General features: G+C 61.2%; 14 protein-coding genes and 1 pseudogene. 6 read left to right on the top strand and 9 right to left on the bottom strand.

Features of this window, described 5'->3' with window-relative positions; translation table 11 throughout:
* Nucleotides 1–4 precede the first annotated feature (4 nt).
* The 3 genes from C9383_RS20995 to C9383_RS20985 form a co-directional block, all read right to left on the bottom strand.
* Nucleotides 5–1306, bottom strand: a complete 1302-nt coding sequence (locus C9383_RS20995) for a sensor histidine kinase (protein WP_090368797.1) — start codon at nt 1304–1306, stop codon at nt 5–7.
* Nucleotides 1296–1994, bottom strand: a complete 699-nt coding sequence (locus C9383_RS20990) for a response regulator (RefSeq protein WP_090368799.1) — start codon at nt 1992–1994, stop codon at nt 1296–1298. Before C9383_RS20990 ends, C9383_RS20995 begins: the two co-directional genes overlap by 11 nt.
* 88 nt (nt 1995–2082) lie before the next feature.
* A complete protein-coding gene (locus tag C9383_RS20985) occupies nt 2083–4032 on the bottom strand; it encodes an LTA synthase family protein (protein WP_090372314.1) in 1950 nt (649 codons plus the stop codon).
* A gap of 205 nt (nt 4033–4237) precedes the next feature.
* On the opposite strand from C9383_RS20985, the gene colR reads away from it, so the two are divergent.
* The 5 genes from colR to C9383_RS20960 all read left to right on the top strand — a co-directional run bounded on the left by colR (nt 4238) and on the right by C9383_RS20960 (nt 8009).
* Nucleotides 4238–4921: a two-component system response regulator ColR gene (gene colR / locus C9383_RS20980; RefSeq protein ID WP_060754248.1), complete on the top strand. Its 684-nt coding sequence runs from the start codon at nt 4238–4240 to the stop codon at nt 4919–4921.
* Entirely contained in the window at nt 4911–6191 is a 1281-nt protein-coding gene (locus C9383_RS20975; RefSeq protein WP_060754247.1) for a sensor histidine kinase, read from the top strand. The genes colR and C9383_RS20975 overlap by 11 nt, the downstream gene beginning before the upstream one ends.
* Nucleotides 6192–6380: 189 nt before the next feature.
* Entirely contained in the window at nt 6381–7061 is a 681-nt protein-coding gene (locus C9383_RS20970; RefSeq protein WP_060754246.1) for a class I SAM-dependent methyltransferase, read from the top strand.
* A 4-nt stretch (nt 7062–7065) separates the two neighbouring features.
* Nucleotides 7066–7785, top strand: a complete 720-nt coding sequence (locus tag C9383_RS20965) for a lipopolysaccharide kinase InaA family protein (protein ID WP_060754245.1) — start codon at nt 7066–7068, stop codon at nt 7783–7785.
* Nucleotides 7782–8009 carry a hypothetical protein gene (locus tag C9383_RS20960; protein WP_090368801.1) on the top strand — a complete coding sequence of 76 codons (228 nt, stop codon included), beginning with the start codon at nt 7782–7784 and terminating at the stop codon, nt 8007–8009. The genes C9383_RS20965 and C9383_RS20960 overlap by 4 nt, the downstream gene beginning before the upstream one ends.
* 66 nt (nt 8010–8075) lie before the next feature.
* On the opposite strand, the gene C9383_RS20955 is transcribed toward C9383_RS20960, so the two are convergent.
* The 3 genes from C9383_RS20955 to C9383_RS20945 are packed head-to-tail and all read right to left on the bottom strand — an operon-like array spanning nt 8076 to nt 11699.
* A complete protein-coding gene (locus C9383_RS20955) occupies nt 8076–9173 on the bottom strand; it encodes a DUF1513 domain-containing protein (RefSeq protein WP_090368803.1) in 1098 nt (365 codons plus the stop codon).
* Between the two features lie 2 nt (nt 9174–9175).
* Nucleotides 9176–10240 carry an imelysin family protein gene (locus C9383_RS20950; protein ID WP_060754242.1) on the bottom strand — a complete coding sequence of 355 codons (1065 nt, stop codon included), beginning with the start codon at nt 10238–10240 and terminating at the stop codon, nt 9176–9178.
* Nucleotides 10241–10271: 31 nt separating this feature from the next.
* Nucleotides 10272–11699: a di-heme oxidoreductase family protein gene (locus tag C9383_RS20945; RefSeq protein ID WP_090368805.1), complete on the bottom strand. Its 1428-nt coding sequence runs from the start codon at nt 11697–11699 to the stop codon at nt 10272–10274.
* Between the two features lie 139 nt (nt 11700–11838).
* Here C9383_RS20945 and C9383_RS20940 point away from each other — a divergent pair, with 139 nt between their 5' ends.
* On the top strand, nt 11839–12402 hold the full coding sequence (locus tag C9383_RS20940; RefSeq protein WP_090368808.1) for an NAD(P)H nitroreductase: 564 nt from the start codon (nt 11839–11841) through the stop codon (nt 12400–12402).
* A gap of 111 nt (nt 12403–12513) precedes the next feature.
* On the opposite strand, the gene C9383_RS28795 is transcribed toward C9383_RS20940, so the two are convergent.
* The 3 genes and pseudogenes from C9383_RS28795 to C9383_RS20930 form a co-directional block, all read right to left on the bottom strand.
* The gene (locus tag C9383_RS28795) at nt 12514–13269 is read right to left on the bottom strand and encodes a methyl-accepting chemotaxis protein (RefSeq protein ID WP_413037844.1); all 756 of its coding nucleotides are present in this window, start codon (nt 13267–13269) and stop codon (nt 12514–12516) included.
* A 102-nt stretch (nt 13270–13371) separates the two neighbouring features.
* Nucleotides 13372–14511, bottom strand: a pseudogene (locus C9383_RS28790) (methyl-accepting chemotaxis protein); the annotation flags it as partial.
* A gap of 280 nt (nt 14512–14791) precedes the next feature.
* Nucleotides 14792–15193 carry a YbaN family protein gene (locus C9383_RS20930; RefSeq protein ID WP_060754238.1) on the bottom strand — a complete coding sequence of 134 codons (402 nt, stop codon included), beginning with the start codon at nt 15191–15193 and terminating at the stop codon, nt 14792–14794.
* Nucleotides 15194–15225: the final 32 nt, after the last annotated feature.

The following is a 15225-nucleotide window of genomic DNA, read 5'->3' as shown; positions in this document are numbered from 1 at the left end:
TGCGCTACTGAGGTGGGCGCAGCGGCAGGACCAGACTCAAGCGTGCGCCCCCCCGTGGGCTGCGGGCCACCGATAGTTCACCGCGGTGCCACTGCGTCGCCCGTTTGGCCAGCGCCAGGCCAAGGCCGAAGCCGCCTGGAGCGTCACCGCCCATGGCCAGCCGTACGAAAGGCTCGAAGATTTTTTCACGGTTTTCCGCGACGACGCCAGGGCCGTCATCGTCGACGTGCAGTATCAGATGGTGTTGGCCATGGTAGGCCGCGCTGACACACACCTGGTCGCGGGCATAGGTGATGGCGTTGCTCAGCAGGTTGCGCACGATCAGGTGCAACAGCGCACGGTCGCCGATCAGCTCCAGCTCCGGTGGGTCGGTCTCCAGGCTCAGGTGGCGCTGATGTCCGTCCAGCAAGGCAAATTCCTGATGCAGCCACTCGCGAATGCGGATGGGCTCGTAATGCAGGTCTGACGCAGAACCGGCCATTCGTGCGAAAGCCAGGCTGGCCCGCACCAAGGCTTCCAGTTCTTCGACGTCGGTGAGCAAGCGCTCCTGAAGTCGGGTGCGTGTCGGCGGGTCGTCACTTTTGCCCAGCAGGGTCAGGGCAAAGCGCATGCGTGCCAGGGGCGTGCGCAGTTCATGCGACACCGCTTGGGAGACTTCGCGGTGGCGTTCGCCCATGGCGCTGATGGCCTGGGCATGTTGTTGCAGCGTCTGCAGCAACGGCGCCCATTCCTTGCCCATCGCGGGCAACATCACATTCGGCGTGTGCGCCAGTGTACCGAGGCAGGCATTGAGCTTGCCCAGTTCGCTGGTGCGCCGGCTGTGTGCGCGTAAGCCGAGCCAGAGCAGCAGTAACACCGGCAGGCCGGCGACGCCTGCTGTTATCCAGTAAATCGGAAATTTCAGCAGGTCATCGACCTCAGCCGTGCCCCACATGGGGCCGAACTGGATCACGGTGTCGTCGTCCAGCGGGAAGTAGGTGATGTCTTCGTCGCTATTGAGCGCCGGCTGTTGATGTTCCAACATCACCAAGGCTTCCGGCGGCAGCTCGACGTCATCCAGCGCGACCAGTGCCACCGGGTACTGGAAATGTGCGCGCAAGGTGTCCATGTGCGATTCGCGTTGGTCGGCCGGCAAGGCCTTGAGCTGCTCGGCCACCAGGTAGCCCGGCCCGGCCATCAAGCGTAGAAAGCTGTCTTCACCGACAAACACCGAAGCGTTGGCGCACAGCCACAACAGATAACACGTCAAGGCCGCCCAAGCGGTGCCCGCCACGACGGCCATCCAGGGGCGCACTTTAGACAGCATCTTGGCCGTCCTGTGGGATTTCGACAAAGAGATAGCCTTGGGCCGTGATCGTCTGGATGGTCACCGGGCAAGCCAGGTTCATCAGCTTTTTACGCAGGCGCGACACGCGCATATCGATGGAGCGGTTGACCCCGTCGTACTCCAGGCCCCGCAGGCTCTGGAGGAGTTTTTCGCGGGTCAGCAACACGCCGCAATGGCGGGCGAAAATCGCCAGCAATTCGAACTCGGCCACCGAAAACTGCAAAGGGGTTTCTTTGAGCCAAGCGAAATGGCTGTTCAAGTCCAATCGGAAACTGCCCCATTGGTAAGTGGCGCGGGGCGTTTGCGGGCGGCGGCGCAGCAGTGAGCGGATACGCGCCAGCAACAGCAGCGGGTCGACGGGCTTGACCACATAGTCGTCCGCGCCCACATCGAAGCCGGTCAATTGTTCGGCGTTTTCATCCAATGCCGTCATCATCAGGATCAGCCCGGGGTAGTGATCACGAATCTGTCGACACAGAGTGAAGCCGTCGATACCCGGCAACATCACGTCCAGGATCAACAGCGCCGGCTGTTCATCGAGAATGCGCTGGGCTGCATGATCGCCACGGTGCTCCACCGCAACGGTAAAACCTTCGGCGCGCAGGAACTCGGCCGTCAACGCGGCCAGTGGGCGGTCGTCTTCAATCAGCAGGAGGGTGTCGGACATGAAAAAGGGCCGTCGCCGAAGCAAGGCCGCAAGTGTTACGCCCTTGCCTGGGAGGAGGCAAGGGCGGGACGCGCACTTCGTGGGTTTATCAGTCGGCGGTGAGCGCCGGTGCCGCGTTCTTGGGGGCTTTCCAGCCGAGCAGTTGTTGTGTGTAACCGTAGCTGGCAGCTTGATAGTAGGTGATCGCCCGCTGGATCAACGGATCATCGCTGCCCACGCGTAACTCCTGGCTTTCACCCAGCGCCTGATCATGGCGACGCAACCCTTGGCGCGGGCTGAGGATCGCCAGGTCCTTGCCGTCGAACAACCCCAGGTGCTGGTAGTTGCCGACCACCACACGCGGTGGCAATGGACTGTCTTGCAACAGGTTGCGACCAAAGAAGGTGGACTCGTAGCTCAGGTTGAGCAGGCCCAGCAAGGTGGGCGCCAAGTCGATCTGGCTGGCCAGTTGCGCGGTTTCCCGTGCCTCGATCAATTTCGGGGCGTAGATGAACAGGGGGATCTGGTAGTTGGTGATCGGCAAGTCTTCCTTGCCCGCGCTGCCGGCCGTGTGGTCGGCGACGAACACGAAGATCGTGTTATCGAACCAGGGCTTCTGGCGTGCGGCCTCAAGGAACTGGCCGATGGCGTAGTCGGTGTATTTGACCGCACCGTCTCGGCCCTTGCCGGACTTGATATCAATACGCCCGTCCGGGTAGGTGTAGGGGCGATGGTTGGAGGTGGTCATCAATTGCAGTAGAAACGGCTGCTGCTTGGCGTAGTCGGCATCGGCCAGTTTCAGGGTCTGCCGGTAGAGGTCTTCGTCGGCCATGCCCCAGGCATTTTTAAACGAGATATCCGATTCGGCCACGCTGCTCTGGTCCACGACCCGATAACCGTTGCCGCTGAAGAACGCGTTCATGTTGTCGAAGTAACCACGCCCGCCATAGACAAACACACTGTCGTAGCCGATGGCGCTGAGTTGTTGACCCAGGCTGGCAAAGCCGCTTTCCCGCCCTATGCGCTTGACGATCGAGCGCCCTGGCGTTGGCGGAATGGCCAGGGTGATGGCTTCCAGGCCACGGTCGGTACGCGTACCGGTGGCATAGAAGTTATTGAAGTACAGGCTTTGCTTGCGCAGCGCATCGAGGTTGAGCGTAAGGTTGCGCCCATCACCGTTGCTGCCCATGTATTTGGCGCTGAAGCTTTCGATGGTCACCAGCACGATATTGGGCTTGCGCAAGGTGCCGGGGTTCTCGATGGCACGGCGGATATCCAGCGGGTCTTTGCCGATAAAGCGCGCGTTGGGCTCGCTGAGTTCGGTGCGTAGCTGCTGGGCGACCACCTCGGTTGGCAGGCTCTTGTAGAACTGCGTGTAGTCCAGCTCGTTATTGCGAAATGCCGCGAAAAACTGATACGGGCCATTGCTCGCCAGTTCGTTCTTGTAGGCGTTGCCGCCCTGGGTACGCGGGCTGTCCTGGCTGATCAGTTGCAGGCTGAGGCCGGCGGCGATCAACAGGCTCAAGGCGCTCAGCAAGCGGCCGCGCATCGGCGGCAGCGGTGCATTCAAGGCGGCGTTGAAGGGTTTGCGCAGTGCCACGCTCAGCACCACCGCCAGCATCGCCAACAGGCTGAGCAACTTGCCGATCGGATAAGACTCCAGCAGGTTGTTCAGCACCTCGTCGGAATACACCAGGTAATCCACGGCGATAAAGTTGAAGCGCACGCCGAACTCGTCCCAGAACAGCCATTCGGCCACCGAGGTAAACAACATGGCGAACAGGCTGACCGTCAACACCGCTTGCAGGAACCAGCGATGGCCGCGACGGCGCCACAGCCCCGGTGGGCAAAGCAGCAAATACAGGCCCAGCGGCAAGGCTGCATAGGTCAGGAAGCCCAAGTCGTACAGCAAGCCCACGCCAAACACCGGCAGTACGTTGCCTCCGACTTCACTCAGGTGAGTCAGTAGCAGGACGCTGCGGGTGAGCAGGAAAATAACCAACCATGCGCCGGTGACGAGCAGCAGGTAGCGCATAGGCGCGGTTTTGAGAAACCCCATGTCCAGCATAATCCTTCTATTAATGGGCGATGATCTTCGGCCAGGCCTTATTGGCGGCCTGTGAATCTATAGTGAAAAACTCATTAGATCATAAAGTTGGTTGAGAAGATTAATCGATAAGTCCGACAGGTCTATCCCTGAGCCACGCCAGGCCTTAAGCTGCGCGAGCCAGCACGGCTGGCACGACAGTACGGAGACACTGCTCATGCGAATTCTATTGGTTGAAGACAACCGCGATATTCTGGCCAACCTGGCAGACTACCTGGGGCTCAAGGGCTATACCGTTGACTGCGCGCAGGACGGTTTGTCGGGCCTGCACCTGGCGGCCACCGAGCATTACGACCTGATCGTGCTCGATATCATGCTGCCAGGCATTGATGGCTACACCTTGTGCAAACGCCTGCGCGAAGACGCGCGCCGTGACACACCGGTGATCATGCTCACTGCCCGCGATCAGTTGGATGACCGGTTGCAGGGCTTCAAGTCGGGTGCCGATGATTACCTGCTCAAGCCGTTCGCCTTGTCCGAATTGGCTGCGCGCATTGAAGCTGTGCTGCGCCGCGCCCAGGGCGGTGGTCGTCGCGCCTTGCAGGTGGGCGACTTGTACTACGATCTCGATACCCTGGAAGTCACCCGCGAAGGGCGCCTGCTCAAGCTCAACCCGGTGGGCCTGAAGTTGCTGGCGGTGCTGATGCAGAAGAGTCCGCATGTGTTGCGCCGCGAAGTGCTCGAAGAAGCCCTGTGGGGCGATGACTGCCCGGACAGCGACAGCCTGCGCAGCCACGTTCACCAGTTGCGCCAGGTGATCGATAAACCTTTCGCCAAGCCATTGCTGCAGACGGTGCACGGCGTCGGTTATCGCCTGGCCGAGGGGCGTGATGGAGTTTAAGCAAAGCCTTGCCCAGCGGATCATCATCGCCTTTGCCTTGATGAGCGCGCTGGTGGCGGGGGCTTTCGCCATGGGCATTGTTGCGACGGTGCACCTGGTGGAAGAGAAACTGATCTCGGCGGGCCTGGGTGGCGACCTGCAACGGTTGCTATTGATGGACAGCGTCGAAGACTGGAGCCACCGGCCGGAGCCGGACCAGTTGTTCTATTTCAGCGGTGGGCGCGGCGATTTCGAACTGCCCAAGGATTTGCGACACCTGGACCCAGGCTTTCATGAGGTGTTTCGCGAAGCGCTGTCGTACCACGCCATGGTCGAAGTGGTTGACGGTCGGCGCTATGTCCTGCTGCAAGACCAGAGCGACTTTGAAGAGCGTGAGCGCGTGTTGTTTGCGGTGGTGCTGGTGGGGTTCGTGCTCAGCCTGGCGCTGGCGGTGTTCCTGGGTTGGGTGTTGGCCCGCAAGGTGATGGCACCGGTGGTACGCCTGGCCCGCCAGGTACGCCATCGTGACCAGTTGCTGGGCCTGGCGCCGCCGTTGGCCCCGGATTATGCGGCTGATGAAGTGGGTGAACTGGCGGTGGCTTTCGATGCCACGCTCGGCCGCTTGCGTCAGGCGTTGTCCCGTGAGCAGTTGTTTACCAGCGACGTGAGCCATGAATTGCGCACACCCTTGATGGTGTTGGCGACTTCCTGCGAACTGTTGCTGGAGAACCCGGCGATTGATCAGCGCGGCCGTGCCCAGGTCGAGCGCATCGCCCGCGCCAGTGAGGAAATGCGCGAGCTGGTGCAAACCTTCCTGATGCTCGCCCGTGCCAAACATGATGATGCTGCCATGTCGCCGCAGGTCAATCTCAAACAGGTGGCCGATGACTTGCTCGGTATCTGGCGCGAGCCCATCGAGCAAAAAGGGCTTGAGTTGATCTACATTCCTGGCAACCCCTTGGCGACCCGCTACAACACCACGTTCTTGCATGCGGTGATGGGTAACTTGCTGCGCAACGCGCTGCATTACACCGAGCAAGGGTTTATCCGCCTCACCCTGGAGCCGAGCGGTTTTATCGTCGAAGACTCCGGCGTCGGTATACCGGAAGAAAAACGTGAAGCGATGTTCGAGCCTTTTGTGCGTGGCAGCGAGAAGCGCGGTGAGGGCCTGGGATTGGGTTTGTCGCTGGTGCAACGCATCTGCGAGAGCCAAGGCTGGAGCGTCAGCCTGAGCACCATGGAGCCCAACGGCTGCCGCTTTCATGTCGAGTTGAGCCAGGTCAAACCCTGACTCGCCAGCCTGCCGCTATGCTGCGGCAGTTAGCGTGCTTTTCGGCGAAGATGGCCCCAGGCCACCGTTTGTGTCTGTAAAGTCTTGAAATGTATGGGGTTGGACAGGACAAGTTTTTCACAACCAGTTGACCTGTCGCTCACAGTTTGCTGCTTAAGGTTGTAGGCATCAGCAACTGGAGATGTTTAGATGCCTTCCCCGATCAAGCTCGAATTTTCCGAAAAGTACGACGACCAACACGCGCAAAATTATTTGCTCAAGCATCAGGACAATCTGGCTCGCCGGTTGTCCCACAAACGCGACGAGCAATTGGCGCGCGGTGCGCTGGCCATGGCCGGTGAGCCTGGGCTGGTCCTGGACCTGCCCTGCGGCGCCGGGCGCTTCTGGCCATTACTGGCCGAAAAACCCAACCGTGTGATTATCGGCGCTGATAATTCGGCATCGATGTTGAAGGTCGCCACAGTCGCCCAACCGGCGGACGTGGTGAAACGGGTACGCACTTTGCAGACATCGGCCTTTGATATCGATTTGCCGGACAACTCGGTCGACAGCATTTTCTGCATGCGCTTGATGCACCACATTGGTGATCCGGAGCATAGGCTGGCGATATTGCAGGAGTTTCAGCGTGTGACGCGCGACAGCGTGATCCTCTCGCTGTGGGTCGATGGCAACTTCAAGGCCTGGAGACGCAAGCGCGCCGAGTCCCGGCGTCGCGAAAGAGGTGAGCAGGAAGGTTACCAAAATCGGTTTGTGTTACCGGCGGCTACTGTCGAGGCAGAATTTGAGCAGGCCGGTTTCCGTGTTCAGGAATCCCTGGACTTCATGCCGCTCTATGCCATGTGGCGAGTCTATGTATTGCGTAAGAGGTGACAGGATGGCAGTTGAGTGCGTAGCAGGTAGTCATGTAGCTCCCGAGGAGCGGTTTGATTATTTCTGGCGCCTGAAAGGGGAATGGGTCGAGGAACCCAATCGTCGGCGTGGCGGTGAAAGTGGTGTGCAGCGGGTCATCAGCCCCAATGGGCGCTTGCTCTACAGCAAACGCCAGACCGGGCACATCTACCGCAGTTGGCTTCACCCGTTCGGACGCCCGACCGTGCTACGTGAGCGTGACGCCCTCAAGGGCTTGCGTTTACTCGATGTACGCGTACCGGAGCTGGTGTTTTGCGAGGCACGTCGCGACCCGGAACACCGATGGAAAGCACTGCTGGTCACGGCGTCCCTGGACGGTTTCGACGAGATTGAAAACTGGTATGCCGCCGGCGGCCGCGAACAGTACGGCGAGCTTGTTCATGAGCGCCTGCTCAAGGAACTGGCCGGCACCCTGGCGCGCATGCACAAGGGCCGTTGGCAGCACGGTTGCCTGTATATCAAGCACATCTTCGTGCGGGTAACGGGCGAAGGTGATTCGGCCAATGTGGAAGTTGCGCTGCTGGACTTCGAGAAGTGTCGCCAGCGTTTGACCGCCTATCGGGCCGCTTCCCACGACATGCTGCAACTGCGTCGCCATTCGTCGTGGAGCGATGCCGACTGGAAAAAACTCAGCTACTTTTACGAGACGGCGTTTGGCAGCGCTATCAAGGGTTTAACCAGATGAAGCTAGAAATAGCACGAGGTTTGTTTCTGGTCGGCGCGTTGGGTGTTGCAGCCCTAGCCCTGGCTGCGTGGGAGCAACCTCGTACACAAGTGCTCAGTGCGGTGGACGGTAACGGGCAATGCCTGTTACCGCGTGTCGCCAAGGCGAACGTAAAGGCAAGGCCCGATCATGATCTGCTGTTGTTCATGTTCGGGATGTCTCAAGGGATGAGGCCACAGAGTTGAGATGAACCTTAAAAAATTCACCCCCCCGAAACAGGGCCTTGCGATGCGAGGCCCTTTTTTTTGCCTTCAAATCAGATGCAGGTGGTTATCCCAAAGCCCCGCCGGTAACTCCAAGGGGGTGGCGACCAATGAGTTCTGACGGCAATCGTAGAACCGGCAGCGTCCCTGGCCGGAGGTGACGACAAAGCCATCCGCCACTGCCCCCACGCCGGCACAGTCGGGCAAAGGGCCGTCCAGGCGCAGCTCACCGCTGTCGATATCCCAGATAAAAAACCGATTGCCCCGTGGCGCAGTCAGCGCCACCAGGCGCAATTGGCTGTGCACCGCGACGCTGGCGGTGTAGTGCCCCATGGCCTGCAATTGCTCATCGGCCACCGGGAACGCCACGAACGGTTGCCCCGGCCGCTTGATCGCCAGCAGTTCCGAGCGTTCGTGGGAAGGCCCCATGAATTGTTGCCCGGTGAGGACAGTGCCATCGTTGGCGATGCCCATATGGCGCACGCTGTTCATCTGCTGGCCGAGGGTTTCCTTGCTGATCAGCGTGCCATCGCGGCGCATCAGCACCAGGCTCGGCTCCATGGCGTTGAGGTTCATCTCCACCCGGCTTTCGGCTTCGGTGCGAATACCGCCGTTGGCCACCACCAGGGTTTCGCCGTCGGGCATCCACGACACCTGGTGCGGGCCGATGCCGTGGGTGGAGATCTCGCCGCTGTGCACCAGGCGCTCACCTTCGAACCGGTAGACGCCGAGCAGGCCACGGCCTGGATCGGAGGTGTCGTTCTCGGTGGCATACAGCCATTCGCCGCTCTGGTGAATCACCGCGTGGCCATAGAAGTGGCGGTTGGCGTTCGAGGTGATGGTTTGCAGCAACGCGCCATCACGCAGGTCGATCAGATAACTCTCGGTGCCCGGGCGGCGGGCCACAAACAGCGCAATCGGCAGCGCCGGGTGGTTGATGATGTCGTGGCAGCGTTGGCCGACCTGGGTGGCAAACACCTGCTTGCCATCCAGGCGGAAACCGACCGCGTAGTGCTTGCCCTCGGCATCATCGCGTGCCGAGAGCAGCAGTGGGCTTTTGCCCTTTTGCTTGAATAGCGTCCAGCCACCCAACGTGAGCGCGCTGAGCAGCACGCTGCCAATCGCCAAAGCCTGTCGCCTGAGCATCATCAGTCACCGTCGTTGGCGTTGAAGCCCAGCTGGATGCCCAACGCCTTGGCCAGCTCACCTTCGTGCAGGCGATGGACCACGTTGAGGCTGTCGTAGAGGTCATTGAGCTGCTGGCGCCCGGCGTCATCGTTCAACAACTCGCTGAGGGTGCGCTGGTTGCTGGCGAACAGTTTCAGGGCGGCGGCATAGGCGGCGTCGATCTTGTCGGCCAGCGGCTTTTGCTCCGACGGCAGCAGGTTGCGCAGGCCCTTGTTGTCGACCCCCACCCAGACGGTTTGCGCGGCGGCCAGGCTGGTTTCCAGGCTTTGCAGGGACGACTGGCTGCGCCATGCGTCAGCCTGGAACGGTTGCGGGATACCTTTGGCCTGGCGGCCCATCGGCGTACCGAGTTTCTTTTTCAGGGTGTCCAGCGCGGTCACCTGGGCACGCAGCAGGTCGGCGATGGCTTCGTGGGAATCGGCGTAGCGCTGGTTGGGAAACTTGGTCATCTGCGCGAGCATGCCGTCGGTGCTGTTCCAGCTGGCGAGAATCTCTTCGGCGAGGCTTTTCTGGCGCTCGCCGATCGCCACCAGCAGTGGGCAGTAGCGCGCCTTTTGCGCTGGATCGGCGACGTCGGTCTTGGCGTCGTAGAGGATGTATTCGTAGGCCGACAGGCCCTGTACCACGACGCTGGACTTGGCCAGGGCAGCGGCGTCGATCTGCGGCTGGGCGCTGACCAGTTGTTCGACCTGGCGGCCCACCAGGTTTTTCTTGTCCGGCCAGAACTGCACCTGCCACGAACGGTTGCCCTCGGCCAGCGGGCCGACCAGCAGCGGTTGCAACTCGGCCCAGGCTTTTTGTGCGTGGAGGAAGTCGGCGCGGGCGGTGTCCAGGCTTTCCTTGCCCTGGCAATAGGCGAGGGCGCTGACGGCCAGTTGGCGGTCGGCTTCAACCCAGCGGCTGTAGGTCGGCAGGATGACTTGCTTGGCGATGGCCGCCGAGGTCACTGCTTGCGGGTCCTGGGGCGAGCAGGCGCCGAGAGCGAGTGCGGCCAGGCTGGTGAACAACAACTTGGGACGGAACATGTAGAGCTCCCTTCTGTAATTGGGGCGAAGCTTATAGAGAATTCAGGAACGCCAGCAACGCGGCGCGCTGCTCGGCGTTGAAAGACAACACCTGTTGTTGCGCCGCCTGTGCTTCACCGCCATGCCACAGCACGGCTTCGAGCAGGTTGCGGGCGCGGCCGTCATGTAAAAACTGGGTGTGGCCACTCACGGTTTGCGTCAGGCCAATGCCCCACAACGGGGGTGTGCGCCAGTCGCGGCCCCCGGCCTTGAATTCGCTACGCTGGTCAGCCAGACCTTCGCCCATGTCGTGCAGCAGCAGGTCGCTGTAGGGACGGATCGTCTGGTTGGCCAGTTCGGGTTCGGACGCAGAGGCGGACGTGGTGAACGTCGGTTTATGGCACCCCTGGCAACCGGCCTGGTGAAACAGGTTTTTGCCGGCCAGCACCTGTGGCGTATTGATGTCACGGCGTGCGGGGACCGCAAGGTTGCGCGTGTAAAACAGCACCAGGCGCAGGATGTTATCGCTGACTTCCGGCTCGCCATCGGGGCCATTGCCGTTGGGGGCCTGTTTGCAGGCAATCTGGGCATCCGTGCAATCATCAAAGGGTCTCAGGGACGTGGTGAGGCCCATGTCACCAGAGAACGCGTGAACATTTTGTTGATTAAGGTTGGGTTGCCCGGCTTTCCAGCCGAAACGCCCGAGGACGGTCTTGCGCTGGGCATCGTCCCACACCCAGTTGGCGCGGCCGACGAGGGCTTCCTGGTCGGCGGTTTTCGCGTCGGTGTTGCGCAGGATGTCGGCGTCGCTGATGGCTTCGAGCAGGCCCAGGCCGATCATCGGCGGTGCGATTCGCGCTGAAAAAAGTGTATCTGGATGCATCGGCCCGTAGCCGAGCTGGGTGATTTGCAAGGTGGGCTTACGCAACTCAACCACCGTGCCGTCCTTGAAGCTGACGTTGACCGGTGTGTAGTCCACCCGCACCTTGCCTTCGGGGGGCACGCCCGGCACGGCCATGTCTTGCAACTGCCCGCCGTAGACAGGCTCGGGCACCACGCCGAGTTGCTCGATAAGCTTGGCATCGATCGGCGCAGGCGGAATCGACAGGCGCACCAGCATCGACACTGCATTCGGCGCGTCGGGCAGCGGCGGGTGCCCACGCCCGTCCTTGATATGGCAGTTCTGGCAGGCGTTGGTGTTGAACAAAGGCCCCAGGCCATCACGCGCGGTGGTGGTGGACGGTGCGATCACCCATGGGCTGCGGAAAAAGCTGTTGCCGACGCTGAAATCCAGACGACGGCTCGGCGCCAGGTTGGCTGAGGGCAGGGAAAACGCATTCTGGTCGCGCTTGTTCACCGTCGTCGCGCCGCCGGCCCGCGATTCCCCCGGCTCTGCCTGGGTAAACCTGGGAGGGGCATCGCAGGCGGTCAGGCTCAAGGCCATCAACGCTGCCGACAGGCGAAAAAACGAACGGAACATCGAGTTTCCTGGAACAAGGCGGAAAATGAGGCCGCAAAGTCTAACAGGGCAGGGCGGATTGAATAAGAGCAATTATCGTTTGGTGGAACCCGATTCATTCCCGCTAGAATGGCCGCACATTTATTTCTGGAGGTGGCCAATGCAGGCTCTCGACGCTTTGCTCAACCGTGTTTCCGTGCCGCGTTTGCTTGAGCCGGCACCGACCCAGGAGCAGCGCGATGTGCTGTTCGCCGCCGCCATGCGCGCGCCGGACCATGGCCAGTTGCGCCCATGGCGTTTCCTCACCGTGGAAGGCGCCGCCCGTGAGCAAATGGGCACGTTGTTGGCCGAAGCCGCCCGCTTGCAAGATGCCGATGCTCCGCAAGCCGTCATCGACAAAGCCCAGAACGGCCCGTTGCGTGCCCCGTTGGTCGTGGTGGTGATTGCGCGCTTGCAGGAACACTTCAAGGTGCCGAAGTCCGAACAGTTGCTGGCAGCCGCCTGTGCGGCTCATGGCATTCTGTTGGCGGCCTATGCCCAAGGGATTGGCGCCGTGTGGCGCACCGGCGAATTGTCCTACTCGGCCCACGTCGCCAAAGGCCTGGGGCTGACGGCGGATGAGCAAGTGATTGGCTTCCTCTACCTGGGCACCCCGCAGAACCCGCCGCGTACGGCGCCGAAAGAAGATGTGGCGCCGTTTGTCAGCGCCTGGACCGGTGTTTAGGTTGTCACAGATCTAAATGTGGGAGGGGGCTTGCTCCCGATAGCGATGTGTCAGCTATCAATAAGTTGACTGACACACCGCCATCGGGAGCAAGCCCCCTCCCACATGGGGTCAGACCTTGAACTGATCCATCAACTTCATCTGTTGGCCGGCCAGCGCATTGAGCTGGCTGCTGATGGCCGCCGATTCGGTCGCCTGGCCGGTGAGAGCTTCAGTCACGGTGCGGATCGCCGAGACGTTGCGATTGACCTCTTCGGCCACCGCGCTCTGCTCTTCGGCGGCGCTGGCGATCTGCAGGTTCATGTCGCTGATCACCGTCACCGCATCGCTGATCTTGCCCAGAGCCTGCACGGCTTGATGGATCTGCCCGGCGTTGCTCTGGGCCTGGTGCTGGCTGGAATGCATGGTCGCCACCACGCCACGGGTGCCACTCTGGATGCGCTCGATCACCTGGCGGATTTCCTCTACCGAGTCCTGGGTGCGTTTAGCCAGGTTGCGCACTTCGTCGGCCACCACCGCAAAACCACGGCCGCTTTCCCCGGCCCGCGCCGCTTCGATGGCGGCGTTGAGCGCCAGCAGGTTGGTCTGTTCGGCGATGCTGCGGATCACCTCGAGCACCGAACCGATCTGCTCGCTGTTCACCGCCAGGGCTTCCACTTCAGACACCGCCTTGCTGACCTCTTCGGCGAGTGTGGTGATGTCACGGGTGCTCTGCTCGATGATCGACATGCCTTCACGCGCCGACTGGTCAGCCCCGCGTGCCGCATTGGCGGCACTGGAGGCACTGTTGGCTACATCGTGGGCGGTGGCGCTCATTTCGTTGGACGCCGTCGCCACCTGGTCGATTTCGCGGAACTGCACTTGCATGCCTTCGCTGGTCTGGCGGGCAATCTCGGATGACTGATCTGCCGTACCACGGGCTTCGGCGATGCTTTGCTTGATCTGCGCGATGGTCGGTTGCAGCTTGTCGAGGAAGCGGTTGAACCAGTTCGCCAGTTCGCCCAGTTCATCTTTCTTGGCGTACGCCAGGCGCTGGGTCAGGTCACCCTCGCCGCTGGCGATATCCTTGAGCATGGCTGCCACGTTGTTGATCGGGCGGGTGACGCCGGTGGCGGTCAGCCAGATCAGCAGCAGGCCCAGCAGCGCGGCGGCGGCGGCGATCAGTAAGGTCTTGATCAGGCTGCTGGCCTGGGCTTCGTCGAGTACCGCTTGCAGCTTGATGTTATCGGCGAGCATCACGCTTTTGGGCAGTTTGATGAGTACGCCCCAGTTCTTGGCGTCGGCAATCGGTTTGAACGGGTAGACGGCGCGAATCGTGTCGTCCTGTTCGCGGATCATTGGGTTGCCGGTGGCCAGCAGTTGCACGATCTCCTTGCCTTCCGCACCCAGGGTATCGATCAGGTTCTTGCCGACCTTGGCGGGTTCACCGCTGTAGGCTGCGATCAAACCGGTGCTGGAGAGGTATTCCAGGTGCGCCGCGCCGTTGAACAGGCTTTTCTGCGCGGCGTCGGTGTTGGCTTGCAAGGCGTTGAGGGCGATGTCGACGCCGATCACGCCGATGACTTTGCCGTCTACGATCAGCGGCAGGGAAATGGTGGTCATCAGCACCGGCTTACCGGCCACGGTGTCCTCGTAGGGGTCAAGCAGGCAGGTGTTGCGGCTGTCTCGTGGGCAGGTGTACCAGCTGTTGTAGGGGATGCCACTGAGGTTGAGGGTGGTCTTGGTCAGATCCTCTTCGACCATGATGGTGTTCAAGCCTTCACCGCCGGCGCGGCTCCAATAGCTGGAAAAACGCCCTTTTTCGTTGGACACCCGCGCCTTGTCATCGATGAACTCGCTGTCTTTGCCATCCAGGGCATTGGGTTCGAACGAGAGCCAGACACCCAACACGCCACGGTTGCGCTCAAAGGCCGTCTTCAGGCTCTGATTGAGTTCTTCACGCAATGCCCCAGCCTCCAGCCCGCGCTTGGCGCCGGTGTTGCGCAGGTCCTTGATCTGGTCAGCCAGTGCGGTAATGGCCACCAGGCTGTCGCTGAAGGTTTTCTGCAATTGCGCGGCTTGTTCGCCGGCCTTGGCTTGCAGCAACTGCTCCACGCTGGAGGTGAGCATGCGCGAGCTTGAGTCGCTGACTAATTGGTCGTTTTGATGGGTGTTATAGAGGTTGAGGCTCACGACCAGCGCGATCACCCCCAACAGACACAGGCCGGACAGCAGCACGATTTTCAAGCGAATGGAGAGGGTGTCGAACATAGGTTCACTCGTGAATGAATGTGTTGGAATGCAAGCAAGGCAAGCCAAATCCATTCGGCGCTATATCCGGAGCATCGGCGCAGTCGGATGATTCATGAGGAGGAGGCGATGAGCGGTAGGAAAAACCCTACATGCAGCGTTAGACGGGGGTTGCGAGGCGTTCCGGACGCGACCAGATCCACAAGTTGCCTAGGCTCATTCCGGCAATCGCCAGGTAGATCGGCCAGCCGTGATCGAGCATCACCAGCATCAGGCCCGCGCACAACAGCATGCTCACCGTGGCGCTGACTTTGGCGCGACGCGCGATGATCTTGCCATTGCGCCAGTTGAACAGGATCGGCCCGAACAGCCGGTGGTTTTCCAGCCAGGCGCTGAGGCGTGGCGAGCTTTTGGTGGCGGCCCAGGCGGCGAGCAGGATGAATTCGGTGGTGGGCAAACCCGGTATGACAATCGCCACCAACCCGATGCCCAGGCTGACGTAGGCCAGCAGGCCGAACAGGATACGGGCGATTTTCGAGGGGGATTGGGTTTTGCCGGTCATGGATGGGATGGTCGCAGAAAATCAGGGCGCAA

The organism is Pseudomonas palleroniana (assembly GCF_003031675.1).
GTDB lineage: Bacteria > Pseudomonadota > Gammaproteobacteria > Pseudomonadales > Pseudomonadaceae > Aquipseudomonas > Aquipseudomonas palleroniana.
The sequence above is the reverse complement of the archived record's forward strand: the minus strand, read 5'-3'. Positions and strand labels throughout refer to the sequence as shown.